Source organism: Streptomyces sp. 891-h (assembly GCF_022760275.1).
In the GTDB taxonomy this organism is placed as follows: Bacteria; Actinomycetota; Actinomycetes; order Streptomycetales; family Streptomycetaceae; genus Streptomyces; species Streptomyces spirodelae.
The window spans coordinates 5774350-5796807 of record NZ_CP050693.1 but is presented as its reverse complement, the minus strand read 5'-3'; the positions used below and the strand labels follow the sequence as shown (position 1 = coordinate 5796807).

Below are 22458 nucleotides of genomic sequence, written 5' to 3'. Positions count from 1 at the left end.
CTGTGAGGAACCGCACCCGGCTCGGTACACCGCTCGCGCTGGCGGTGCCGGCTCTGCTCGCAATCGCGTTTCTGCTGGTGCCGTTGCTCGGTGTCCTGGCGCGTACGGAGTGGGGAGAGCTGGGCGCGCATCTGGGCAGTGAGGGTGTCACCGAGTCGGTGAAGCTCTCGCTGCTGGTGTCCTTCGGCGCACTCGCGCTCTCGCTCGTCCTCGGTGTGCCGCTGGCCTGGCTGCTGGCGCGGGTGAGCTTTCCGGGCAAGGCGGTGGTGCGCTCCCTGGTGCTGCTGCCGATGGTGCTGCCGCCCACCGTGGGGGGCGTGGCACTGCTGTTGGGCTTCGGGCGGCGGGGCCTGCTGGGGCCATGGCTGGAGGACACCTTCGGCATCGTGCTGCCTTTCCACACCTCGGGCGCGGTGGTCGCGGCCACGTTCGTGGCGATGCCGTTCCTGGTGATCAGCCTCGAGGGAACGCTGGCCGGGCTGCGGCCCGCCTACGAGGAGACGGCGGCCTCGCTCGGCGCCGGGCCGCTTCGGGTGTTCTGGACGGTGACGTTGCCGCTGGTCGCGCCCGGGTTGGCAGCGGGCGCGGCGCTCACCTGGGCCCGGGCACTGGGCGAGTTCGGGGCGACGATCACCTTTGCGGGAAACCTGCCAGGCACGACCCAGACCTTGCCGCTCCAGGTGTATCTGCTGCTCCAGGACCAGCCGGAGGCGGCGACATCGGTCTCGCTGCTGCTGCTCGTCATCGCCATGGCGGTGCTGGTCGGGCTGCGCGGCCGGTGGACGGGCAGCGGGCGCACCCGGGACCGGGTGGCCCCGGCCAGCGGCGCCGCTGAGCCGGTCCCACCGGCAGAAGCCGCCGGAGCCGCCGCTTCGGCCGCCCCGGTGGCTCCGGTGGCTCCGGCCGCCCCGGTGGCTCGGGCGGCTCCAACCGCCACACCCGCTCCAACCGCTCCAACCGCTCCAACCGCTCCAACCGCTCCGGCGAAAGTGCCCGCGAAAGCTCCCGCCGACGCGCCCGGAGCGGACATCGCCAGCTCCTTCACCGCCCCCGCCCCCGTCCCTGCCCCAACCTCCGGCGACAAATGGCCGCTGCACGCCCGTGTCACCGGGGCCACCGAGCTCGCCCTGGAGGTCGCGCCCGGCACCACGGTGGCCGTCGTCGGCCCCAACGGGGCGGGTAAGACGACTCTGCTGCGCGCCCTTCTCGGCCTCACCCCACGCGCTCGCGCCGAAGTGCTGCTCGGTGACGAGGAGGTCGGCTCGCTGCCGCCGCACCGGCGCGGTGTCGCGTGGGTCCCTCAGGACGGCGCCCTCTTTCCCCATCTGAGCGCCCTGGCGAACACGGCTTACGGGCTGCGCGCGCAGGGCGTGGGCCGTACCGAGGCGCGCCGGCAGGCCGGGGAATGGCTGGCCCGGCTGGGAGTCGGGCACCTGGCCCACCGCAGACCAGGGCAGCTCTCCGGCGGCCAGGCCGGGCGAGTGGCGCTGGCCCGGGCGCTGGCGGTGCGGCCCCGGCTGCTGCTGCTCGACGAGCCGCTGGCGGCGCTCGACCAGACGACACGCGCGCAGGTACGGCACACGCTGCGCGGCCATCTTTCCGGGTTCGGCGGTGTGTGTCTGCTGGTCACGCACGACCCGGTGGAGGCGGTTTCGCTGGCCGACCGGGTTCTGGTGCTGGAGGACGGCCGGACGCTGCAGGACGCTCCGCCCGCCGAGGTCACCCGGCATCCCCGCTCCCCATGGGTGGCGCGGATGCTCGGGCGCAACGCGCTCGCGGGAACGGCGACGGGGACGGGGACCCGGACCCGGACCCGGACCGGGGCCGAGGCCGGGGCCGGGGCCGGGACGACGGGGAACGGCGTACTCGTCCTCGACGACGGGGGCAGTCTGGTGGTCGCCGACCCGGTGGCGGAGGGGACCGCCGTGCTGGCGGTCATCGCTCCGGAGGCGGTCGCCGTCCACCGCGAACGCCCGCACGGCAGTCCGCGCAACGTGTGGCCGGGAACGATACGGGAGATCGCGGCGGTGGGGAGCCGACTGCGGGTACTCGTCACCTCCCGGGACGGGAAGGGTCCGGACCTGGTCGCCGAGATCACCACGGAGGCCGCCGCCGAGCTCGGGCTGGCGGACGGCGCCGAGGTGTTCACCAGCGTCAAGGCCACGGAGATCACCCTCGTGGAGAGATGAGCAGCCGTGCCGCTCGGACCGTTCGGGATAATGAGCCAGCACACCATCACATCGTTCGCTATATCGAACGAGACGTCGCGCGGGGAAGGGAGGGGCCGTGAGCGGTCCTGAGGGGTCGATCCGGGGGATGCTGGCACTCAATCTGAAGCGGGTGCGGTCCCGGCGCGGGCTGTCGATCTCCGAGCTGTCCCGTCGCTCGAAGATCGGCAAGGCGACACTGTCCCAGTTGGAGTCCGGGGCGGGGAACCCCACCATCGAGACGGTCTTCAGCCTCTCGCGCGTCCTGGAGGTACCGATCTCCGACCTGCTGGACGCCCAGCAGCCGACGGGCCTACGTGTGGTGCGGGCCAGGGACGTCGAAGCGCTCAGCGGCGAGGGCATCGACCTGCGCCCGCTGCGCCGGATCGAGTCGGGGCAGGCGGTCTTCGAGGTGTACGACCAGCAGGTCAGGGCCGGTGAGCGGCGCGACTCACTGGGCCATGTGGGCATCGAGCACACCGTTGTGCAAGCCGGGCGGCTGGCAGTGACGGTGGACGGCCACGAGGTGGAGCTGGAGGCCGGGGACTACGTGGGTTTCGACGCCACGCTGCCGCACAGCTATGCCGCCCCGGAGGGAACCGTGCGCTCGGTCCTGCTCCTCCAGTACCGGTCCGACCAGCGGCTGGACGCCGGTTCTCCGCACCAGGTCCCCGGCGAGGGCGCCCCCTGCGGTGAATGAACGGCCCACCGGAGCCGGCCGCCCGGACAGCCGGCCGCCCGGAACCGTCAACCGTGCGCACCGTCGGCCGCCCGCAACCGCCGACCGCACGGCACCACCCGCCGCGCGGAACCATTGACACTCCCCAAGCCCTCGCATAGCGTCCCCAACGTTCGCTTCACCGAACGAGTGGCGCGAGGGGAGTTCGATGAACGGAACGCGGGTCGTCGTACTCGGCGCCGGTATCGTCGGAGCGGCCTGCGCTCGCGAACTGGCCCTGGCGGGACTGGAAGTGACCGTCCTCGACCGCGGCGGCCCGGGTGCGGCCACCACCTCGCACGGCGAGGGCAACGTCCTGCTCTCCGACAAGGCCCCCGGGCCCGAACTCCGGCTCGCCCAGCTCTCCCGGCGCCTTTGGCCCGAGGTGCTGTCCGCGATCGCCGACCGCTCCCCCACCGCAGCGCGGCGCGTCGAAGCCGTCGAGTGGCACGCCAAGGGCGGCATCGTCGTCGCCACCACGGAGGAGGGGGCGCACGGGCTCACGGAGTTCGCCGCCGCCCAGCGCGAGGTCCAGGTGCGGGCCGAGGCCCTGACGACGGAAGCCCTCCGCGCGGCGGAGCCCTTCGTCACCCCCGCGCACACCGCGGCCGTCCACTACCCGGAGGACGCCCAGGTGCAGCCCGCCGGTGCGGCCGCAGCGCTGCTGACCGACGCGCTGGCGGCCGGCGCCGCGCTGCGCACCGGCGAGGAGGTACTGGCCGGGGTCGTCCGGGCCGGCCGGCTGACCGGTGTCCGCACGCCCCTCGGACTGGTGGAGGCCGACCTGTTCGTCAACGCGGCCGGCCCCTGGTCCGGCGCGCTCGCCGCCCGGCTCGGCGCGCCCGTCGCCGTCGAACCCCGTCGAGGCGACGTCCTGGTGACGACGCCGCTCCCGCCGACGGTCTTCCACAAGGTCTACGACGCGGACTATGTCGGCGCCGTCGGCAGCAGCGAGGAGGAGTTGCAGACCTCCGCCGTGGTCGAGTCCACCCGGGCGGGCAGCGTGCTGATCGGCTCCTCGCGGCGCCGGGTCGGCTTCGACGACCGGCTGCGCCCTGAGGTCCTGTCGGCCGTCGCCGCCAAGGCGCTGCGGCTCTTCCCCTCCCTGGCCGGTGTGCCGGTGATGCGGGCGTACGGCGGATTCCGGCCGTACGTACCCGACCATCTGCCGGTCATCGGGCCGGACCCCCGGCTGGCCGGGCTGTGGCACGCGAGCGGTCACGAAGGGGCCGGAATCGGGCTGTCGGTCGGCACCGGGCGGCTGCTGCGGAATCTCGTGTTGGACGAGCCGCCCGAGATCGACACCCATCCGTTCCGGGTGGACCGCCCAGCCGTGCTCGGACCCGGCTCGGAGCACGGCTGGGCACCCCGCCCCACGGCCGAACCCCGACAGCAGGACACCGGATCCCGGCAACAGGCCACCGGGCCCCGGGAGCCGCACCAGGGCGAGGAGCAGGAGCCGGAGCAGAACCAGGAGGGGACATGAGCCCGAGACTCGTACCCGCCGGAAGCGATTCCACCGGGCGCCGGGACCGGCCGCTGCGGATCACCGTCGACGGCGAACCGGCCGACGGTATCGAGGGGCAGACGCTGGCCGGTGTGCTGCTCGCCTCCGGGCGGACGGCCTGGCGCACCGGCCCGTCCGGCGCCGCACGGGGGGTGTTCTGCGGTATCGGTGTGTGCTTCGACTGTCTGGTGACCGTCAATGAGGACCCGGACGTACGGGCCTGCCGACGCCGGGCGGTGGACGGCGACGTGGTTCGCACCCAGTCACGCGCCCACCCCGGTACGACTGGCCCCCAATCCGACACCGAATCCGGGCACGACTCCGACCCCGACCCCGGGCACGCCCGCAACCCCGGGCACGGCTCCGGCTCCCGGTCCGAAGCCCGGGCCGAGGGGGAGAAATGACCGCCGACCGCCATGTCGCCGTCGTCGGCGCGGGGCCTGCCGGGCTGGCCGCCGCGCACGCAGCGCTCGCGGCGGGCGCCCGGGTGACGCTGATCGACTCCGCCGAGCAGCCCGGGGGCCAGTACCACCGCATGCTGCCCGAGGCGTACGCCGCCGAGCACCCCGGTGAACTCCAGCACGGCTGGCCCGCGTTCGAGCAGCGCCGCCGTCAAGTGCTGACGCACCAGCGCTGCACCTGGCTCCCGGAGACTTCCGTCTGGGCCCTGGAGCACCCCGACCAGCACGGAAAGGGTGCCGAGCGTCCCGACCGGGCCCGGAAGCGCTCCGTCGAAGCTCCGCCGCGGCTGCATCTGCTCTGCGGCGGACCGGTGGACGGCTCCGGCCGTACGCGGCGCACGCTGGACGCGGACGCGCTGGTGCTGGCGACCGGGGCGCACGACCGGGTGCTCCCCTTCCCCGGCTGGCAGTTGCCGGGCGTCTACTCCGCGGGAGCCGCTCAGGCGCTGGCGAAAGGCGAGCGGGTGGTCGTCGGAGACAGCGTGGTGGTGGCGGGCAGCGGTCCGTTCCTGCTGCCGGTTGCGGCCTCGCTGCTGGAGGCGGGTTCCGGGGTACGGGAGGTGCTGGAGGCCGGCACCCCCGGCACCGTGGCCCGTGGCTGGAGCGGCCGCCCGTGGGAGCTGGCCTCGCAGCTGGGCAAGGCAGCCGAACTCAAGGACTGCGCAGCCGCGTTGGCGCGCCACCGGGTGCCCTACCAGCTGGGCTGCGCCGTCGTCGAGGCGCGGGGTGCGGGTCGGGTGGAGGAGATCGTCACCGCGCGGCTGCGCCCGGACTGGTCGGTGGTACCGGGGACGGAGCGCACCGTCGCGGTGGACGCGCTGTGCGTCGGCCACGGCTTCAGCCCTCAGCTGGAACTTCCGGTGGCGGCGGGATGCGCGCTGCGCGGCGAACAGCCCGGCCGCGGTGGCAGCGGGGAGTTCGTCGCCGTCGACGACGAGCAGCGCACCAGTGTGCCGGGCGTCTTCGCCGCCGGGGAGATCACCGGGATCGCCGGGGCTCCGGCCGCGCGCGCCGAGGGCGCCGTCGCGGGCTGGACCGCTGCCGGAGGCGACCCTTCCGTACGGCCGCTGCGGGTACTGCGGCGCAGCCGGGACCAGGGGCGTGCCTTCGCGCGGCGACTCGCCCGGGCGCACCCCGTCGGCGCTGGATGGCCGGGCTGGCTGCGCCCGGACACGGTCGTCTGCCGCTGCGAGGAGACCGATTACCGGGCGCTGTGCGAGGCGTTCGACAGTGCGGCGGACTCGGCGCCGCGCGTCACCAAGCTCGGCACCCGGGCCGGGCTCGGGCCGTGCCAGGCCCGGATCTGTGGCCCGACCGTCACCGAACTCCGCGACCGGCTCGCGGACCGGGCCGCAGCCGGACCGGCCGAGCGGCCCGCCGAGGGCCTGCCCGCCGCCACCCCGCACCGCAGGCCGATCGCCCAGCCGATCCGGCTGGGCGAACTGGCGTCCCCCGCCACGGCCCTCACCGACGACGAACAACATCTGACCGAAGGCGAACAGACCCGCGCCAACAGCGAACAGGAGAGCGATTCATGAGCGAGAGCAATCAGGCCGCCCCCGGCCTCGGCGGCGTGGTGGTGGCGACAGCGCTCCCGTACCGCGAGGATCCCTCCGCGCCCGCGGGCCTGGCCGTGGACTACGACCGCTACGCCGAGCACTGCCGCTGGCTGGTGGACAGCGGCTGCGACGGGGTGGGACCCAACGGCTCGCTGGGCGAGTACTCGTCGCTGACGGACGACGAGCGCCGCGCCGTGGCCCGTACGGCGATCGAGGCGGTGGGCGACGCGGGCACGGTCGTCGTCGGCGTGCACGGGGTCGGCTCGCACCAGGCACGGCACTGGGCCGAGGCGGCGGCCGAGGACGGCGCGGACGGGGTGCTGTGTCTGCCGCCGACGATGTACCGCGCCAACAGGGGCGAGATACTGGCGCACTTCACCGCCGTCGCCTCCGTCGGTCTTCCGGTGATGGTCTACAACAACCCGCTGGACACCAAGGTCGATCTGACGCCGGACCTGCTCGCGGAGATCGCGCAGATCGACAATGTCGTGGCCGTCAAGGAGTTCTCGGGCGATGTGCGCCGGGTGCTGGAGATCAAGGAGCGGACCGCCGGAAGCGGTCTGGAGGTCATCAGCGGCGCCGACGATGTGGTGCTGGAGAGTCTGCTGATGGGCGCGACCGGCTGGTTCGCCGGGTTCCCCAACGTCTTCCCCGCCGAGTCGGCACTCCTGTTCAAGCTGGCGACTGCGGGGAAGACTGCCGAGGCGCGGGCGCTGTACGAGCCGCTGGTGGCGGCCTTCCGCTGGGACTCGCGCACCGAGTTCGTACAGGCGATCAAGCTCGGTATGGAGCAGGTCGGCCGGTTCGGCGGCCCCTGCCGACCGCCACGCGGGCCGCTGACTCCGGCGATGCGGGAGCAGGTCGAGGCCGATATGGCGCGGGCGATCTCCGCCCTCGCGGAGCGGAGGGCCGCCTGATGCGCTCGGTCCGCTCGCTCAGCGCCGTCGACTCGCACACCGAGGGCATGCCGACCCGGGTGGTCACCGGGGGCGTGCCGCCGATCCCCGGCGAAACGATGGCCGAGCGCCGCCGCCACGCCGTCGAGCACCTGGACGAGCTGCGCAGGTTCCTGGTGGACGAGCCGCGCGGGCACCCGGCGATGAGCGGGGCCCTCCTGCAGCCGCCGACCCGCCCTGACGCCGACTGGGGTGTGATCTACGTCGAGGTGAGCGGGTTCCTGCCGATGTGCGGGCACGGCACTGTCGGGGTGGCGACCGTGCTGGTGGAGACGGGCATGGTGGAGGTGACCGAGCCGGAGACCACGGTACGGCTGGACACCCCGGCAGGCCTGGTGGAGGCCCGGGTCACCGTACGGGACGGGCTGGCTGAAAAGGTCACGCTGCGGAACGTGGACGCGTTCGCGCTGGAGCTCGGTGCCAGCGTCGAGGTCCCGGGTCTGGGCAAGGTCGGCTACGACATGGCGTACGGCGGCAACTTCTACGCGATCGTCGAACTGAACCAGCTGGGGCTGCCGTTCGACCGGGCCCGCAAGGACGACATCCTCGCCGCCGGACTCGCGATCATGGATGCCGTCAACGAGCGGAACCGGCCCGTCCACCCGGCCGATCCGGCCATCGGAGGCTGCAAGCATGTGCAGTTCCTGGCCCCGGGCTCGGACGGGCGGCACTCGCGCAACGCCATGGCGATCCACCCCGGCTGGTTCGACCGCTCGCCCTGCGGCACCGGCACCTGCGCCCGGATGGCACAGCTGCACGCGCGCGGCGAACTGCCGCTGCGTACGGAGTTCGTCAACGAGTCGTTCATCGGCACCCGGTTCACCGGCCGGCTGCTGGAGGCCAGCGAGGTGGGCGGGTTGCCGGCGGTGGTGCCCGAGTTCTCCGGGCGCGCCTGGATCACCGGCATGGCCACCTATCTGCTCGATCCCCGGGACCCGTTCCCGCACGGCTTCACCCTCTGACTCCGTTCTCTGGCGCCGCCGGCCGTGGTGTCTGGGTGGCCGCCGAATTGCGCTGGGAGGGGCGCCACCTGCACCGTAGGCTCCCTGTCATGGAGATCTCCGAGTTCATCGATGCCCTGCGCCGTGAAGGCGGCCTCTTCGCCGACGCCGTCGAACAGTGCGATGCCGCCGCGCCCGTGCCCTCCTGCCCCGGCTGGACCGTACGCGACCTGGGCACCCACCTCGGCACGGTGCACCGCTGGGCGGCCGAGTTCGTACGGGAGGCCCGCAAGGAGCCGGTCAGGCCCCCTGAGCGCCCCGGGGTGGCACAGCTGCCCGACAAGGAACTCGGTCCCTGGCTGCGGGAGGGGCACGGGCTGCTGGTCGAGGCGCTGGAGTCGGCGCCCGAGGACCTGTCCGCCTGGACGTTCATATCCGCACCCTCACCACTCGCCTTCTGGGCCCGGCGGCAGGCGCACGAGACGGCGGTGCACCGGGTGGACGCCGAGCTGGCGCTGGGTGGCCCGCTCTCGCCGCCGGATCCCGCGTTCGCCGCCGACGGTGTCGACGAATTGCTGCGCGGCTTCTACCCGCGCCGGGGCACCCCGGAGGGCTTCGCCGCCGAGCCCCGTACGGTGCACATCAGGGCCACGGATGTGCCCGGCGCGGCCTGGACCGTCTTCCTCGGTGACCCGGCGCGGGCCGAGCCCGCCGCCGAGCCGCCGGCCGCCCCCGACTGCGGGTACGAGGGGACGGCCGGCGCTCTCTATCTCGTGCTGTGGAACCGGCTGCCGCTGACGGAGCTGACTCTCACCGGCGACGCGACGGTGGCACACCGGTGGCGGGAGGTGTTCCACCCGTGACCATGGCTGTGGCAGGTGTCCGGCGGGCGGCGCGGCGCGCTGCGACGGCCCGTGCCGTCCCGCCCACCGCCAGGGCGAGTGCCACCAGCAGCGCGCTCACCCACAGCGGGGCGCGGTAGCCGAGCCCCGCGCTGAGGGCGACGCCACCGGCCCACGGCCCCAGCGCGGCACCGACGTTGAGTGCGGCCGTCGCGTATCCGCCGGACAGGGTCGGCGCGCCGGTCGCCGCGTACAGGGCCTGGGAGATCAGTGTCGACCCGACGGCGAAGGACAGGGTGCCCTGGACGAGGACCAACAGGACGGCCGCGATCTGGTTGTCCGCCGTCAGCGCGAAGAGCACCCAGCCGCCGAGCAGCGCGCTGCCACCCACGGTCAGCAGCCGCAGCGGGTGGCTGTCCGCCACCCGGCCCGCCGCCGTGACGCCGAGGAAGGAGCCGAGGCCGAACAGTGCCAGCAGCACCGGCACCCAGCCGTCGGGGAAGCCCGCGACGTCCGTGATCAGCGGGGCGAGGTAGGTGAACGTGCAGAAGGTGGCGCCGTTGACCAGGGCGCCCAGCAGGAGCGTCACCAGCAGCCGGGGTGCGCGCAGCGCACTCAACTCGCCGCGTACGCCGACCGGTTCCGGGTCGGTGTGCCGCGCCTGCTCCCGCGGGTGCTGTCGTCGTGCCTGCGCCCGCGCTCGCGCCCGCGCGTCCTGCGGGCCGGGCAGCGATCGGAGGAGGGCGAGGAGGGCCGGCAGCGACACCAGTGCCACCGCCCAGAACGCCGAGCGCCAGCCCCACGCCTGTCCCAGCAGGGCCCCGGCGGGCACCCCGGCCACACAGGCGAGGGTGACCCCGCCCAGCAGCACGGAGGTGGCCCGCCCCTTGGCGTCGGGCGGCACCATTCCGGCGGCGGCGGTCAGCGCGACGGCGAGGAACCCGGCGTTGGCCAGCGCGCCCGCCACGCGCGTGGCGACCAGCACCGTGAAACTCGTGGTCACCGCGCCCACCGCGTGCACCAGCACAAACGCACACAGGAACCCCAGCAGCGCCCGCCGTCTGTTCCAGCGCCGGCTCAGTACCGCCATCAGCGGCGCTCCCACGATCATCCCCACGGCGAACGCCGAGGTCAGCGACCCGGCTGCCGAGACGGACACCCCCAGCTCCGCGGCGAGGTCCGGGACGAGCCCGGACAGCATGAACTCCGACGTCCCCTGCGCGAACACCGCCAGCGCGAGGACGTACAGCACAAATGGCATCAAAAACTCCGCAATCCTACTCGGAAAGGACAGCGGCAGGCGCGCGAGCAGCGCACGGCGACGGGGCAGGCCCGAGGGCCCCAACGGGAAGTTGCGGGGCATACGTCAGGCGGAGAATCCGTCCAGCCGGGCGCGCGGCAGCACTACCGCGAACGGCCCGTGGCACGGCGCTTCGATGGCGATCGGCGCAGGCGGGAAAGAGCCCCCGGAAGGGGCAGTGAGCGCGAAACAGCCACCGGGCGGCCGGTGGCTAGAGTCTGGATGCCTCGGGGCTGGACATCCGGGCACTGTAACCGGGCCGAGCCGCCGGGGTCCAAGCAATTACGGCCTCCGGCCGGTTACCGCCTTCCCTGCCGAGTACAGAGTTCGCCACCGGTTACGGTCCCTCACCGGCCGATGACGCCGATGACGCTCCTTCACAACAAGGACAAGAGACGAGAGACGAGAGACGAGAACAGCCATGCCGGACACCCGCGCCCTGTTCGACTTCATCTCCTACACCGCCCGCCTCCGCAAGGTGGAACGGCACAACCGGGCCACCCCCACCCGGCCCGAATCGGTGGCCGAGCACTCCTGGCACCTGGCGATGGTGTGCTGGGTGCTGCACGCGGAGTTCGAACGGGAGAGCGGGCTGCGGCTCGACCTGGGCCGGATGCTGAAGCTGTGCCTGATGCACGACGTGGTGGAGATCGACGCGGGCGACCCGTCGGCCTGGCAGACGGCCGGCGCCGACGCCGCCACCGCGAAGGCCCGCGCGGAGGACGCGGTAGCACGCGAGCGGTTCGGAGCCCTGCCCGAACCGCTCGGCCCCGAACTTCTCGCACTGTGGCGGGAGTACGAGGAGGGCGCCACCCCCGAGGCCCGGCTGGTACGCGGCGTGGACCGCCTCAACCCGGCACTGATGCGGCTGCTCACCGGCCAGGGCTGGTCCGACGTGGACGCCGACACCGCGGCACTCGACCGCCTCCAACTCCCCAGGGTGAGCGCCAGCCCGACGCTCACGGCGCTGTACGAGGAGGTCAAACAGGCCGCCGTCGCCCGCGGCCTGCTCCGCCCCTGAGACGTCCCGATGTCCCGACGTCCCGGCAGGACGGCCGTCGGCCGCTCAGCCCTGACCCAGCACCCTGGCGGTGAAGCCCGCCAGCCGGGCCCTCGCCTGCTCGCGTTCCGCCCTCTCGTGGCGTACGAGGTGTTCCACCAGATCGGCGCGGGTGGCCGCGAGCAGCGCGTGCGCGATGAAGTCGGTGTCACCGCCGTCGAATCCGGGGATCTGCCCCAACAGGCCCGCGAGGGTGCGGTGGAAGCTCTCGTAGTGCTCCCCCTGGTAGGGGCTCTCGCTGCCGGTTCCCTCCAGGGCCAGGGCGAGGTGGCGGTTGTCGAACTTGAAGCAGAGCACGGCGTCCAGCAGCGCCGGTACGCGTTCCAGCGGCGGGGTGGCCGGGCCCAGCGGCGGTTCGCCCTGCTCCGTGGCGTTCCTGAGCGGTTCCAGGCGCGCTTCGTAGAGCGCGTGGATCAGCCCGGTGCGGTCGCCGAAGGCGCGGAACAGCGTCGCTTTGCCTACGCCTGCCGCGGCTGCGACGTCGGCCATGGTGATGTCCTCCGGGCTCTCGCAGCGGGAGAAGAGCTCGTCGGCTGCCGCCAGGACGGCTGCCCTGTTGCGGGCTGCGTCCTTGCGCGGTCTGCGCTCGGGCATGCGGTGACTCACGTGCCACTCCTGATTGCGAAACGGACCCGGGGTCCGTATCGTCCAACCGTGAAACGGACCCAGGGTCCGCATCGTACGGGACAGGAGTACCCATGCCCATGCCCATGCCCATACGCGCGGCACGCACCGCACCCACGGCACACACCGCACACGCTGCGTCGGCGGAGAACCCGGGGAACGACTCCACCCGGAGCAGCCGATGACCACGACCGGCACCACCCTTGTCGTCGGGGCGACCGGCACCACCGGCAGCCGCGTCGCCGCCCGGCTCGCCGCCGGCGGGCACCGCGTCAAAGCCGCCTCCCGGAGTTCCACCCCCGTCCCGGACACCGAGCCCGTCCGCTTCGACTGGTACGACCCCGCAAGCCATGGCGAGGCGCTGCGCGACACGGACCGCGTCTATCTGGTCCCGCCGATCGGCCACCCGGACCCGGCCGACGTCATGCTGCCCTTCCTCGAACAGGCCCGCGCCGTGGGAGTGCGCCGCGCGGTACTGCTCAGCTCTTCGGCGGTCCCGGCAGGCGGCCCGGCCACGGGGCGGGTGCACCAGGCGCTGCCCGGCCTGTTCGAGGAGTGGGCCGTGCTGCGCCCCTCCTGGTTCATGCAGAACTTCACCGGCGAGCACCCGCACGCCAGGAGCATCCGGGAGAACGGGACCATCCTGACCGCCACGGACGAGGGCCGAGTCGCCTTCGTTGACGCCGACGACATCGCGGCCGTTGCCGCGCACGCGCTCACCGGCACGCGGGCCCCGAACACGGACCTCGTCCTCACCGGCCCCCAGGCCCTGAGCCACGACGACGTGGCGGCCGTCCTCAGCCAGGTGACGGGCCGCGCGGTGACCCATCGGCGACTGACCTACGAGCAGTTGCGCGACCGGCTGACCACCGCCATGCCCGCCGAGTTCGCCGCGCTGCTGGCCGGGCTGGACCGGGACATCGCCGGTGGCGCCGAGGACCGCACCACCGGCACCGTTCAGCGGATCACCGGCCGCCAGCCGCGCGGCTTCCGCGCCTTCGTGGAGCGGGAACTGACCTGAAAGCTCACGGTCAGAGCTATCCGCTCGAGGCCGGGCGCCGGGTGGTCGGATGGGGCGGATGCGGCGGATGCGGCGGCCACGGGCCGAGTTCTGGCAGGCCGTCCGGCGAGGTGGGCGGGGCGCCGGGGGTGCGGCCGGCCAGCCACGCCGCCAGGTCCCGTACCTCTCCGCGCACTTCGCGGACCGGCACTGAGACCGCCGTTCCGGTCGGCCAGCGCCGGTCGAGGTCGGTGGCGACCAGGCAGGTGCCGTCCGGGAGCCGGCTCAGCAGGAAGTCCAGCGCATGACCGGCCAGCCCCTCGGGCCAGGCCGCAGCGCTTACCCCGAGGTCCAGATCGACCAAGTGGATCCACACCTCGCGCCAGCGGGCGAAGACGGTCGCGGCGATGTCCGCGTTGCGGAAGGAGACGGGCCGTTCCCAGTCCTCGGCCGTCGCCCGGGACCATACGGACATCAGAGCCTCGGTGTGCTCCGCAAGCGCGGCCCGGTGTTCGGCGGCCGTCCGTCCTGCCGAGTCCTCGATGATCGCGTCGCGCTCCGCCTGACCGCCGTCGTAGGCGGGCACCCGCTCCCCGCGCAGCGCGTGCTCGGCGAGACGGGCGAACATCCGGGCGTTGTCGGTCAGATGGGCCAGCACATGCCCCCGGGACCAGCCGGGCAGCAGGGACGGCGCCCGGACCTGCTCGTCGTCCACCTCAGCGAGTACGCCCCGGAGGACCCGTTGCGCCTCGGCCACTTCAGCAACAGGAGGTATCACGGGCACCGACACTAACCCCTCACCCCAACTTCGGCTCCGGCCCCAGCCCCGACCCCGGCCTCCGGTTCCGTCTCGCCGTGGGCCTCGCCCTCGCCCTCGCCCTTGCCCTCGCTCTCGGTCTCGGTCTCGGTCTCGGTCTCGGTCTCGGTCTCGGTCTCGGCCAGGAGCTTCAGCAGCCGCGCCGTCAGCGCGGGGTCCGCGTCCAGGAGCGGTCCGCGCACCGGGCCCGCCGGCAGACCGCGCGCGCTGAGCAGGGCCTTCGCGGCGACTGTTCCCGGCTGGCCGGTCATCACCGCCTCGATCAGCGGGGCGAGCGCGAGATGGCGACGCGCCGCCAGGTCGCCCTCCCCCGCGTCGTACGCGTCGAGCACCCCGCGCACCTGCCGTGCCGCGACATTGGCAACAGTGCTGATACACCCAGCCCCACCGATCGCCCGCAGCGGCAGCGCGAACTCGTCACAGCCCGCGTAGTACGCCAGCCCCGTCCGAGCCATCACCTGGGAGGACTTGAGCAGGTCGTACGCACAGTCCTTGACGCCCGCGATCCGCGGGTGCCCGGCCAGCCGCAACAGCGTCTCGGTACTCAGCGCGGTTCCGGTACGGCCCGGGATGTCGTAGAGCAGCACGGGGAGCCCGGTCGCGTCGGCCACCGTACGCAGATGATGCGCCACCGCCTCCTGGGTGGGGCGCGAATAGTACGGCGTCACCACCAGCAGCCCGTCCGCGCCGGCCGCTTCGGCGTCCCGGGCCAGCGCGACGGTGTGGCGGGTGTCGCTGGAGCCGACACCCGCCACCACGCACGCCCGGTCCCCCACCTCCGCCACCACGGCACGCACCAGCGCTCTCTTCTCGTCGTCCGAGGTGGTCGGTGACTCGCCCGTCGTCCCACTGAGGACGAGGGCGTCACACCCGCCCTCGTCCACCAGGTGCGCGGCAAGCCACCGGGCACCCTCGATATCGAGCTCCCCGGCGGAATCGAACGGGGTGACCATTGCTACTGCGATACGGCCCAACGGCCCTGCGGTGATCGGCATGGCCGGAGTGTGCGGTGCGGCGGGCTGGTGCGCCATTTAATTGCCGTGACGGCGACACGTAAGCAGCGCTTCATGGCCAGGGCGGCGCTCCATCGCAGGGGTAGCGCTCCATGTCCGGGGCAACGCTTCATGGTTAGGGCAGTGCTTCACCGCAGGGGCGATGCTTCGTGGTTAGGGCAGTGCTTCACGGCTGGGACAGCGCTCCATGTCCGGAGCAGCGCTTCACCGCCGGGGCGGCGCTCCGCGATGAGAGCAGTGCTCCGGCACGGCAACAGCCGTCTCCGAGAGGAGCAGCACTCCATGGCGGGAGCAGTGCTCGGCGGCCAGAGCAGTGCTCCGTGATGAGAGCCGTGCTGCGCGGCGGGGGCTGTGCTCTGCGGAGGGAGCAGTGCTCCGCAGCGGGTGCAACGGTCCGCGCCCGGAGCACCACCGCCTGGCAAGAAGCCCGCCCGGGGCGGGGCCCCCAGCGAGACCAGCACTTCACGAGGTGAGCAGCGCTCCGCCTCGGGAACAGCGCTCCGCGCCGGAGGCAGCGCTCCGCGACGAGAGCGGTATACGCAACGAGAGCAGTGCTCCGACGCAGGGACGCCGCTTCACGCCGGAGACAGTGCTCCACAGCGAGCGCGGTACTCCGTAGCGAGAGCACCGCTCCGAGACGCAGGGACGGCGCTCCACGCCTGAGGCAGCACTCCGCGACGAGAGCGGAACACCGCAACGAGAGCAGTGCTCCGCGGCGGGGACAGCGCTCCGCGCAGGGAGCGGCGCTCCCTGCGCGGACGGGCGGACAGGCGGAGGGGGGCGGACCGGACAGGCGACGGCCGGTCAGCGCGTGCCGTGTTCCCCGCCGTTGACGTTGAGCACCTGCGCCGTGATGTCACGCGCCGCCGGAGACGCCAGGAAGGCGACGGCGCCCGCGATGTCCTCCGGAACACCAGGGCGGCCCAGCGCGGTGGAGGCGATGAGGTGGTCGCGCCGTTCGGGCGTGAGCTGGTCGCGGAAGAACTCGGTGTCGGCGACATAGCCCGGCGCGACGACGTTCGCCGTGATGTCGCGGGGCCCCAGTTCCCGCGCCAGCCCCAGGTTCCATGAGGCGAGGCCCGCCTTGGCCGCGCCGTAGGCGCCGGAGCCCTTGTCGGCCGCGATGGAGCCGATGCTGATCACGGCGCCGCCCCCAGCCAGCCGGTCCTCCACCGCCTTGGTGGTCAATGCGGCGCTGAGCAGGTTGGCGTCCAGGTTGGCGCGGAACCGGTGCGCGAACGCCTCCAGCGCGGTGAGCGCCTCGTCCGCTGGTACGTCCCAGTCGGTGTTGCCGCCCGCGTTGTTGACCAGCACGTCGAGCGGGTCGGGCAGTTGTGGCAGCAGCCGCTCCACTGCCTGCGGGTCGGTGTGGTCGCAGACGACTGCGCGTCCGCCGATCTCCTTGGCCGCCGTCTCCAGCGCGCCCTGTCGCCGCCCTGTGATGACGACTGTGTCCCCCTGCTCCGCGAAGTGCCGCGCCACGGCCAGCCCGATGCCTGTCGCACCGCCGGTGACCAGGATGCCGCGTGCCATACAGTGTCCTCCATGCTCATTCAGACCTAAATTTAGACCTAAACATAACACTGGAAGAAGGGGCCATGGCAAGCGATCAGTACCCGCTGGACAGCGCGACCGACTACCCCGTGGCGGACATCGCCGCCGCATGGCAGCGCGAGCGCCCCGGCACACCCGTCTCCTCGATCGGCATCGTCACCCCACTGTGGCGGCTGGCGAAGCTGTTCGGCGACGACCGCCGCCGCGTGCTCTCCCGCGCGGGCGTGGACGCCGCCACCCTCGACCTGCTCAGCGTGCTGCGGCGCGCGGGTGAGCCGTACGCGCTCACCACCCGCGAGCTGACCGCGCGCACGATGATCACCGCGGGCGCCATCTCCCAGCGGGTGGCCCGCGCCGAACGCGAGGGCCTGGTCACGCGCAGCCCCGGGAGTGCCGCCCGGACCACGTCGGGGGGAGAGAGCCGCCGCCGCTCGGTCGTGGTCGAACTGACCACGGCCGGACACGAACTGGTCGAATCCACCGTCGACCAGGTCCTCACCCGAGAAGCCGACCTGCTGACGGGTCTCACCACGGAACAGCAGAACCAGCTTGCCGACTTGCTGCGTGTCCTTCTTCAGGACGTTCAACGACGGTTGAACGATCACCGATTGACTCAAGTGGGAGAACCGGAGTGAGGGACTGTCGACCCTCCTTTCACTGTAGTAACTTTAAGTGATCAAAACTGCGGGTGATTCGTACCGCCGTCGCCCACGGACAGAGAGCTGAGAGAACTTGCGCATGAAAAAGCAGGCCAGCACAGCGATGTGGACCGCAGCAGCCCTGGCCGCGTCCCTCCTCCTGGGCGCGTGCGGGGGCGACGGCGACTCGGACGACAAGATCGACGGCGCCAAGGACGGGGCCAAGCCGAGCGCCAAGTCCTCCTCGCCGTCGGCCAGTTCGAGCACCTCCGACCGCAAGGCGCCGGACGAGATCAAGCTGGCGAAGGACGCGAAGAACGTGTTCGAGGCCGCCGAGACGGGCGACCCGAAAAAGGACGAGGTCCTGGCGGACAACCAGCGCCGGATCAACGCGATCGACCGTGTCATCACCACGGGAAAAGACGTCGATCAAGTGACGGTCTACACAACGGGAAAGGCCGCCATCTCCGCCAACGAGTACATCCGGAGCTTCGTCAAGTACGGGAAGAGCTGGGCAGGCGTCACCCGCTACTACAACCAGACCGTCAAGCTGGACGGAGACAAGGTCGCCAATCTGACCTTCTGCGCCGACGAGAGCAAGGCGAAGAACAAGATCCTCAAGACGGGGAAGCTCGAACCCAACAACGGCGGCGACAAGAACTACATCTTCAGCACACTGCGAATGGTGCGCAACAAGGAAGGTGTCTGGCAAGCGACATCGGGTTCTGAGACAGCGGGGGCTGCAAAGTGTATGAGTTGACACGTAAAGGTTCGGTGGCCGGTCTCGCAGCAGTTCTCCTGCTCACCGCTTCGGGCGGTGCGCATGCTGCCGAACCAGGAGGGAAGGGCTCAGGAACAGGGTCGCTCTCGGACAACGCCGGAAACCCGAAAGTGACGTCCGAGGTGTCCCATGTCCAGATCGTCGGCGGTGGGGGCAAGGCCAAGAACACCGTCAAGCTGAACCCCAAGGACCCCAACTGGGAAGCTCCTGCGTGCTGGTACGAGCCCAAGACGACACCCAAGGAGCTCAAGGAGAGGATGGACGAACTGAAGCCTGAGAAGCCGAAGAAGGAGGACAAGGAGGAGAAACCGATCCTCGATCCCGGCGCCGATGCAACGGATCTCTCCAACGCTCTCCTCGGCCAGGCCAAGAACATCCTCGACAACTACTACCAGACCGACAAGTACGACGACTACAACCTCGACCAGCAAGGCAAGGGCATGTTCTGGGAGGGGGTCCGGAACCCCAATAAGGCGGACGACCCCGCCGCGGACGCCTGTAGCGAGCACGCCATCTGGGTGCCGAAGGGCAAGCCGCCCAAGGACATGCCCCTCGCGGTCAGCCCGAAGATCCTCGCGGAGTACGCGTACGAGGAATTGCCGATTCCTGAGACGGATATATCGCTGAACCCGGACGGCAAGCAGACGGTCAACCTCGACACCTGGGTCTGGATGGATGAGACGAGGTTCAAGCCGGTGAGCGTCACCGCTCGACTCGACCTCGCCGACGGCACCACTCTCTCGGCGACCACTACTGCGACACCCACCTCGCTCACCCTTGAACCCGGCACGGACGACGCCAAAACCCATCCGGCGTCCGGGAAATGCGTGTACAAGAACGGCAAGATCGGTGAGGAGTACAAGGCCGGCAAGAAGGATCGGACACCACCCTGCGGGGTGAGGTATCTGCGGGCCACCAGCGGAAACGGCTCCTACCCGCTGAAGGCGACTCTCACCTGGAAGGCTGAGTGGACGAGCACCGACGGCGAGGGCGGCCCCCTCCCGACGGGTACCTTCAGCACCACCAGGAACCTCACCGTGAAGGAGATCCAGTCCATCGTCCGCGACTGACGGGTCCGACACGGACGACGGGAGGGGCTGCCGGGCAACCGGCAGCCCCTTTTGCCTTCTCGCTCCGCCCCTCGCACCGCGAGCCGCAGCGCCTGTTACCGTTCCAGCCCAGTCGGTGACTGTGGGTAGTCAGGTAGTCAGGGGGCGGGGACGATGTCGTTTGCGAGCGAGTGGGAGCAGCTCAAGCGCGGCTCGCAACAGGGCTCGACGCGTATACGGCTCAACGGGGCGCCGGACGGCGCGTACCGCCCCGGTACGGTCGGCTCCTCCCCCGCGGGTGACCTCCAGGTCAGTCAGCGGGATCTGGCCGCTGTGGGCGACGAGGCGTACAAGGTGTACCGGCGGCTGAAGAGCGACGGCGGCCACGCGCGGGCGAGCACCCAGGCTGCCGAGAGGTCTCTTTCGGGTGACTTCGAGCTGGCAGCGGCACTCGGCCACATCGTCGAACGCTGGGACGAGCAGCTGCAGACCGTGCTGGACGCCTGCGCCCATATCTCCAACCACCTGGATTTCACCAGGAAGGCGCACGCGGGTGACGAGCGGTGGATCCGGGTCCAGATCAGCAAAATCGCGGAGCTGGGCAGAGGGTTCGACGAACGGACCCAGCCGCAGCCGCCCGCCTCCAAGGCGGCTGCGAAGCCGCCGGAAGGTGCCGGCTGATGGAACTCGAAGCGCTGCTCGGAGCGGAATTCACCAGCCTCGGGAATGCGGTCGCCGACTGGCGGCAGATGAGGAACAAGCTCGAAACGCTGGCCGCCGACGCGCGCTCACAGCTGCGTGGCCGGGCGGAGAAGGCGGACTGGGCGGGCGTCAACTCCGAGGTCACCCGCTCCTTCATCCGCAAGACGGTCGGGGAGATCGAAGACGCGCACACCCAGGCGGAGAGCATCTACAGCATTCTCAAGGACACGTGCGCGGAACTGGCCCACTACCGTGATTCCCTCGAATTCAAGGTCGCCGAAGCCGACTGGTGCCACATCCGGGTCAAGGCCACCGGCGGCGGGTCGTTCGAAGTCTCGGCCAAGGACGGAGCACAGGTCCCGCAACCGACCCTCGACCGGTTCCGGGACGACGTCGCCGCTCTGCTCAAGAGGGCGACCGAGTCGGACAGTTCCGCGAAAGAAGCGCTCTGCGCCCTGGTGGACCAGAGCAAGTACGGATTCTCCGACGCGCGCTACAGGGACCGGGACGAGGCGGCAAAGGCCCTCGATGACGCCGAGCGCGCCGCGGCGCTGGCCGAGGACCCCGCGAAGGCCGCCGAATTGAACCGTCTCCTCAAGAGACACAGAGGCGACAGCCTCTTCGCCGAACGCTTCGCGACGGAACTGGGCCCCGAAGGTACGCTCGCCTACTGGCTCGCCGTCAACGACCCCGGCCGGCTGCAGCCGGCCGATCTCGGAGAACTCCAGAAGAATCTGAGCACGACGCTCGCCCTGGCCACCCACTCCGACAGCGCGGCAATGGACCGCTGGGAGCGCGCGCTCATCGCGGCGGGACCGGGCGCGGTTGGCAAGGAGCCGGGCGGGCCGGTCGGCTTCCAGGTCATGAGCAATCTGATGCGGTACGGGGACTACGACGACTCGTTTCTGACGGAGTACGGCGCCCAGTTGGTCGCCGAGGACAGGCGGCGCAGCGACGGCGGAGAAGACCCCGGCTGGGACACGGACGGCTCCTACGGCCTCAACCCGAACGGTCCCGACGGCGGTCTCGACCCGATGACCGGCTACCTGAAGGGCCTGGCCCGAAACCCGGAAGCCGCGACGGATTTCCTTACCGAGGGCCCTTCCGGGAAGACGAACTTCCACTATCTGTTCAACGACCGGGTGTGGCCCAAGGAGTACGACGTCGGTGGGGAGGAGCTCCCCACCGGCAAGAATCACCTGGCCCAAGCGATCGCCGCGGGCGCCACCGGGACGCCCGTGGGGGAGCCGATCCCCCGTGACCTGCCGCCCCACAACGAGCGGCAGGTGAAGCTCTTCGAGGACGTGGTGCACACCATCGCCAAGGACGGCGGGAAGCTCACCGACAACGGATACATGTCCGACAGCCTCGGCAAGATGACGGCGCACTATCTGCCCGACATCAACCGCGCCATCTCCGACGACACCTATGGCGACACCCCCAAGCTCTACCCCCTCACCGGCGCCCAGGCCAGCCCCTCCCACCTGGACATCACCCGCTTCCTGGTGAGCTTGGGCCAGAACCCCGAGGGCTACGCAACGGTCGAACTCGGACAGAAGCAATACGCGGCCAATCTGATGGATTACCATTTGAATCCCGACCTCCCTGAGGGCGAGCGTTATATCGAGACCTCCGAATCTCCGGAGTCAGCAATCCGCAGAATCGCGGAGCAGTCCGGGGAGGTCGCAGCAACTTTGGCCATCGGCAGGCAGGAGGCCGTCCTGGGCCCCGCCAATCAGAAGGACGAAGATTTCATCCAGTCCATGGCCCAGGGCAAGAACCTCGCATCGGGCGCCATCGGCGTCGGGATCGGAGTGGGCACCTCCTTCGTGGCGAGTCCCCTCGCCGCAGCCGTCAGCGCAGAAGCCGCATCGACGGCCAGCAGCATGGTCCTGGAAGAGGTCTTCCAGGCGAATGAGGCCAAGAACCAGGAGGGTTCCGCCTATGCGGCCGGAGAAAAGTGGCAGGACAGCAGAAACACCAACATCGCTCTGCATCAGAAGGCCGCATTCCTGGCTGCGAAAGCGCAGGACTCGCCTTACCGAGGAGACGTTGCCGACTGGGCTCAGGAAGGAACCAATAAGGGCTTCAGCAACGCCGGAACCAACGCCGAGAAGATGGCAGGAGATCTTGAGACTGACATCTAGAACAGTCGCGCTGCCCGCCTTGTCGACTCTTCTTTCGGCGACAGCAGCCCTTTCGGCGTGCGTGAAGGAGAAGAAGGAATACGCAACCCCGAACTCACTGTGCGGAACCCCGGTGGAAGCACGCCTGCTCGATCCCCTGTTGCCGTCGGGAAAAGAACTGAGTCTCAAAAAAGTTGACGTCTTGCTGAATCACGGGATTGTCCACTGCGAGTTGAGTGTCGACGGTGATGTTGTCTTCGTAGCCACTCAGGAGTGGCGGGGACGGGGAACTCACGCCCTCTCGGTCGCCGAGCTGCAACCGGAGCTGGAGCCGGAAAACGTCGAAGGAGGCAAGGACTTTCAGTACGGGCAGCAGGGCGCCGCCAAGCGCGTTGCATGCGCGGACCCCAAGAAGAAAGGCTGGGACCTCTTCGCCATCACCCGTATCCCCGGTCCGCAGAAACCCGACCTTCGGGCCGTGAAGGCGTTCACCGAGAATTACAGCAAGGCAGTGGCAGCGTCACCGCAATGTTCGCGGTGAAGCCGCACGCAGCGCGCACGCGCGCGGCGCCTGCCGTGGCCCGGTCGGGGACTGGCAGGCGC

The 22458-nt window shown here is 71.1% G+C and carries 21 protein-coding genes; 16 read left to right on the top strand and 5 right to left on the bottom strand.

The features are described 5' to 3' along the window. The first annotated feature begins 2 nt into the window (after nucleotides 1-2). The 8 genes from HC362_RS25425 to HC362_RS25390 all read left to right on the top strand — a co-directional run bounded on the left by HC362_RS25425 (nucleotide 3) and on the right by HC362_RS25390 (nucleotide 9212). Entirely contained in the window at nucleotides 3-2189 is a 2187-nt protein-coding gene (locus HC362_RS25425) for an ABC transporter permease (protein WP_347568483.1), read from the top strand. A gap of 97 nt (nucleotides 2190-2286) precedes the next feature. Next, complete coding sequence (locus HC362_RS25420) at nucleotides 2287-2907, top strand: XRE family transcriptional regulator (RefSeq protein ID WP_243086469.1); 621 nt, start codon at nucleotides 2287-2289, stop codon at nucleotides 2905-2907. A gap of 187 nt (nucleotides 2908-3094) precedes the next feature. After that, nucleotides 3095-4411, top strand: a complete 1317-nt coding sequence (locus HC362_RS25415) for an FAD-binding oxidoreductase (protein WP_243086468.1) — start codon at nucleotides 3095-3097, stop codon at nucleotides 4409-4411. After that, nucleotides 4408-4836 carry a 2Fe-2S iron-sulfur cluster-binding protein gene (locus tag HC362_RS25410; protein ID WP_243086467.1) on the top strand — a complete coding sequence of 143 codons (429 nt, stop codon included), beginning with the start codon at nucleotides 4408-4410 and terminating at the stop codon, nucleotides 4834-4836. Before HC362_RS25415 ends, HC362_RS25410 begins: the two co-directional genes overlap by 4 nt. Continuing rightward, complete coding sequence (locus HC362_RS25405) at nucleotides 4833-6431, top strand: FAD-dependent oxidoreductase (protein ID WP_243086466.1); 1599 nt, start codon at nucleotides 4833-4835, stop codon at nucleotides 6429-6431. The genes HC362_RS25410 and HC362_RS25405 overlap by 4 nt, the downstream gene beginning before the upstream one ends. After that, nucleotides 6428-7369 carry a dihydrodipicolinate synthase family protein gene (locus tag HC362_RS25400; protein ID WP_243086465.1) on the top strand — a complete coding sequence of 314 codons (942 nt, stop codon included), beginning with the start codon at nucleotides 6428-6430 and terminating at the stop codon, nucleotides 7367-7369. The genes HC362_RS25405 and HC362_RS25400 overlap by 4 nt, the downstream gene beginning before the upstream one ends. Then, complete coding sequence (locus HC362_RS25395; protein WP_243086464.1) at nucleotides 7369-8370, top strand: proline racemase family protein; 1002 nt, start codon at nucleotides 7369-7371, stop codon at nucleotides 8368-8370. The genes HC362_RS25400 and HC362_RS25395 overlap by 1 nt, the downstream gene beginning before the upstream one ends. An 89-nt stretch (nucleotides 8371-8459) precedes the next feature. Continuing rightward, nucleotides 8460-9212 (top strand): maleylpyruvate isomerase family mycothiol-dependent enzyme, encoded by a 753-nt coding sequence (locus HC362_RS25390; RefSeq protein WP_243086463.1) that lies wholly within the window; start codon nucleotides 8460-8462, stop codon nucleotides 9210-9212. Here the strand turns inward: HC362_RS25390 and HC362_RS25385 are convergent. Further along, nucleotides 9160-10452, bottom strand: coding sequence for a Cmx/CmrA family chloramphenicol efflux MFS transporter (locus HC362_RS25385; RefSeq protein ID WP_243086462.1), 1293 nt, complete (start codon nucleotides 10450-10452; stop codon nucleotides 9160-9162). The genes HC362_RS25390 and HC362_RS25385 overlap by 53 nt on opposite strands. A 460-nt stretch (nucleotides 10453-10912) precedes the next feature. Between HC362_RS25385 and HC362_RS25380 the strand changes: the two genes are divergently transcribed. Next, nucleotides 10913-11512, top strand: coding sequence for an HD domain-containing protein (locus HC362_RS25380; RefSeq protein ID WP_243086461.1), 600 nt, complete (start codon nucleotides 10913-10915; stop codon nucleotides 11510-11512). Between the two features lie 45 nt (nucleotides 11513-11557). Here HC362_RS25380 and HC362_RS25375 read toward each other — a convergent pair whose 3' ends face one another. Continuing rightward, nucleotides 11558-12145, bottom strand: a complete 588-nt coding sequence (locus HC362_RS25375; RefSeq protein WP_243088814.1) for a TetR family transcriptional regulator — start codon at nucleotides 12143-12145, stop codon at nucleotides 11558-11560. A gap of 211 nt (nucleotides 12146-12356) precedes the next feature. On the opposite strand from HC362_RS25375, the gene HC362_RS25370 reads away from it, so the two are divergent. After that, entirely contained in the window at nucleotides 12357-13196 is an 840-nt protein-coding gene (locus HC362_RS25370) for an NAD(P)H-binding protein (protein ID WP_243086460.1), read from the top strand. 16 nt (nucleotides 13197-13212) lie between these two features. On the opposite strand, the gene HC362_RS25365 is transcribed toward HC362_RS25370, so the two are convergent. From HC362_RS25365 to HC362_RS25355, 3 genes are all read right to left on the bottom strand, one after another. Then, complete coding sequence (locus HC362_RS25365; protein ID WP_243086459.1) at nucleotides 13213-13932, bottom strand: maleylpyruvate isomerase family mycothiol-dependent enzyme; 720 nt, start codon at nucleotides 13930-13932, stop codon at nucleotides 13213-13215. A gap of 32 nt (nucleotides 13933-13964) precedes the next feature. After that, complete coding sequence (dapA, locus tag HC362_RS25360; RefSeq protein WP_279240136.1) at nucleotides 13965-14987, bottom strand: 4-hydroxy-tetrahydrodipicolinate synthase; 1023 nt, start codon at nucleotides 14985-14987, stop codon at nucleotides 13965-13967. Nucleotides 14988-15809: 822 nt separating this feature from the next. Further along, nucleotides 15810-16538, bottom strand: a complete 729-nt coding sequence (locus HC362_RS25355; RefSeq protein ID WP_243086457.1) for an SDR family oxidoreductase — start codon at nucleotides 16536-16538, stop codon at nucleotides 15810-15812. Nucleotides 16539-16603: 65 nt separating this feature from the next. On the opposite strand from HC362_RS25355, the gene HC362_RS25350 reads away from it, so the two are divergent. The 6 genes from HC362_RS25350 (at nucleotide 16604) to HC362_RS25325 (ending at nucleotide 22396) form a co-directional block, all read left to right on the top strand. Beyond that, entirely contained in the window at nucleotides 16604-17194 is a 591-nt protein-coding gene (locus HC362_RS25350) for a MarR family transcriptional regulator (RefSeq protein ID WP_243086456.1), read from the top strand. A 103-nt stretch (nucleotides 17195-17297) separates the two neighbouring features. Next, nucleotides 17298-17957 (top strand): hypothetical protein, encoded by a 660-nt coding sequence (locus HC362_RS25345; RefSeq protein ID WP_243086455.1) that lies wholly within the window; start codon nucleotides 17298-17300, stop codon nucleotides 17955-17957. 14 nt (nucleotides 17958-17971) lie between these two features. Then, nucleotides 17972-19048, top strand: a complete 1077-nt coding sequence (locus HC362_RS25340) for a hypothetical protein (RefSeq protein ID WP_243086454.1) — start codon at nucleotides 17972-17974, stop codon at nucleotides 19046-19048. A gap of 153 nt (nucleotides 19049-19201) precedes the next feature. Beyond that, a complete protein-coding gene (locus HC362_RS25335; RefSeq protein WP_243086453.1) occupies nucleotides 19202-19708 on the top strand; it encodes a hypothetical protein in 507 nt (168 codons plus the stop codon). After that, nucleotides 19708-21876 carry a DUF6571 family protein gene (locus tag HC362_RS25330; protein WP_243086452.1) on the top strand — a complete coding sequence of 723 codons (2169 nt, stop codon included), beginning with the start codon at nucleotides 19708-19710 and terminating at the stop codon, nucleotides 21874-21876. The genes HC362_RS25335 and HC362_RS25330 overlap by 1 nt, the downstream gene beginning before the upstream one ends. Before the next feature lie 61 nt (nucleotides 21877-21937). Further along, nucleotides 21938-22396 carry a hypothetical protein gene (locus HC362_RS25325; protein ID WP_243086451.1) on the top strand — a complete coding sequence of 153 codons (459 nt, stop codon included), beginning with the start codon at nucleotides 21938-21940 and terminating at the stop codon, nucleotides 22394-22396. Nucleotides 22397-22458 lie beyond the last annotated feature (62 nt).

What these genes read in the sequence shown, in the direction of transcription:
- HC362_RS25385 (WP_243086462.1), bottom strand. Translation starts at nt 10,452, where the DNA reads ATGCCATTTGTGCTGTACGTCCTCGCGCTGGCGGTGTTCGCGCAGGGG.
- HC362_RS25355 (WP_243086457.1), bottom strand. Translation starts at nt 16,538, where the DNA reads ATGGCACGCGGCATCCTGGTCACCGGCGGTGCGACAGGCATCGGGCTG.
- HC362_RS25405 (WP_243086466.1), top strand. Translation starts at nt 4,833, where the DNA reads ATGACCGCCGACCGCCATGTCGCCGTCGTCGGCGCGGGGCCTGCCGGG.
- HC362_RS25395 (WP_243086464.1), top strand. Translation starts at nt 7,369, where the DNA reads ATGCGCTCGGTCCGCTCGCTCAGCGCCGTCGACTCGCACACCGAGGGC.
- HC362_RS25390 (WP_243086463.1), top strand. Translation starts at nt 8,460, where the DNA reads ATGGAGATCTCCGAGTTCATCGATGCCCTGCGCCGTGAAGGCGGCCTC.
- dapA (WP_279240136.1), bottom strand. Translation starts at nt 14,987, where the DNA reads ATGCCGATCACCGCAGGGCCGTTGGGCCGTATCGCAGTAGCAATGGTC.
- HC362_RS25375 (WP_243088814.1), bottom strand. Translation starts at nt 12,145, where the DNA reads ATGCCCGAGCGCAGACCGCGCAAGGACGCAGCCCGCAACAGGGCAGCC.
- HC362_RS25400 (WP_243086465.1), top strand. Translation starts at nt 6,428, where the DNA reads ATGAGCGAGAGCAATCAGGCCGCCCCCGGCCTCGGCGGCGTGGTGGTG.
- HC362_RS25415 (WP_243086468.1), top strand. Translation starts at nt 3,095, where the DNA reads ATGAACGGAACGCGGGTCGTCGTACTCGGCGCCGGTATCGTCGGAGCG.
- HC362_RS25330 (WP_243086452.1), top strand. Translation starts at nt 19,708, where the DNA reads ATGGAACTCGAAGCGCTGCTCGGAGCGGAATTCACCAGCCTCGGGAAT.
- HC362_RS25410 (WP_243086467.1), top strand. Translation starts at nt 4,408, where the DNA reads ATGAGCCCGAGACTCGTACCCGCCGGAAGCGATTCCACCGGGCGCCGG.
- HC362_RS25370 (WP_243086460.1), top strand. Translation starts at nt 12,357, where the DNA reads ATGACCACGACCGGCACCACCCTTGTCGTCGGGGCGACCGGCACCACC.
- HC362_RS25345 (WP_243086455.1), top strand. Translation starts at nt 17,298, where the DNA reads ATGAAAAAGCAGGCCAGCACAGCGATGTGGACCGCAGCAGCCCTGGCC.
- HC362_RS25380 (WP_243086461.1), top strand. Translation starts at nt 10,913, where the DNA reads ATGCCGGACACCCGCGCCCTGTTCGACTTCATCTCCTACACCGCCCGC.
- HC362_RS25335 (WP_243086453.1), top strand. Translation starts at nt 19,202, where the DNA reads ATGTCGTTTGCGAGCGAGTGGGAGCAGCTCAAGCGCGGCTCGCAACAG.
- HC362_RS25350 (WP_243086456.1), top strand. Translation starts at nt 16,604, where the DNA reads ATGGCAAGCGATCAGTACCCGCTGGACAGCGCGACCGACTACCCCGTG.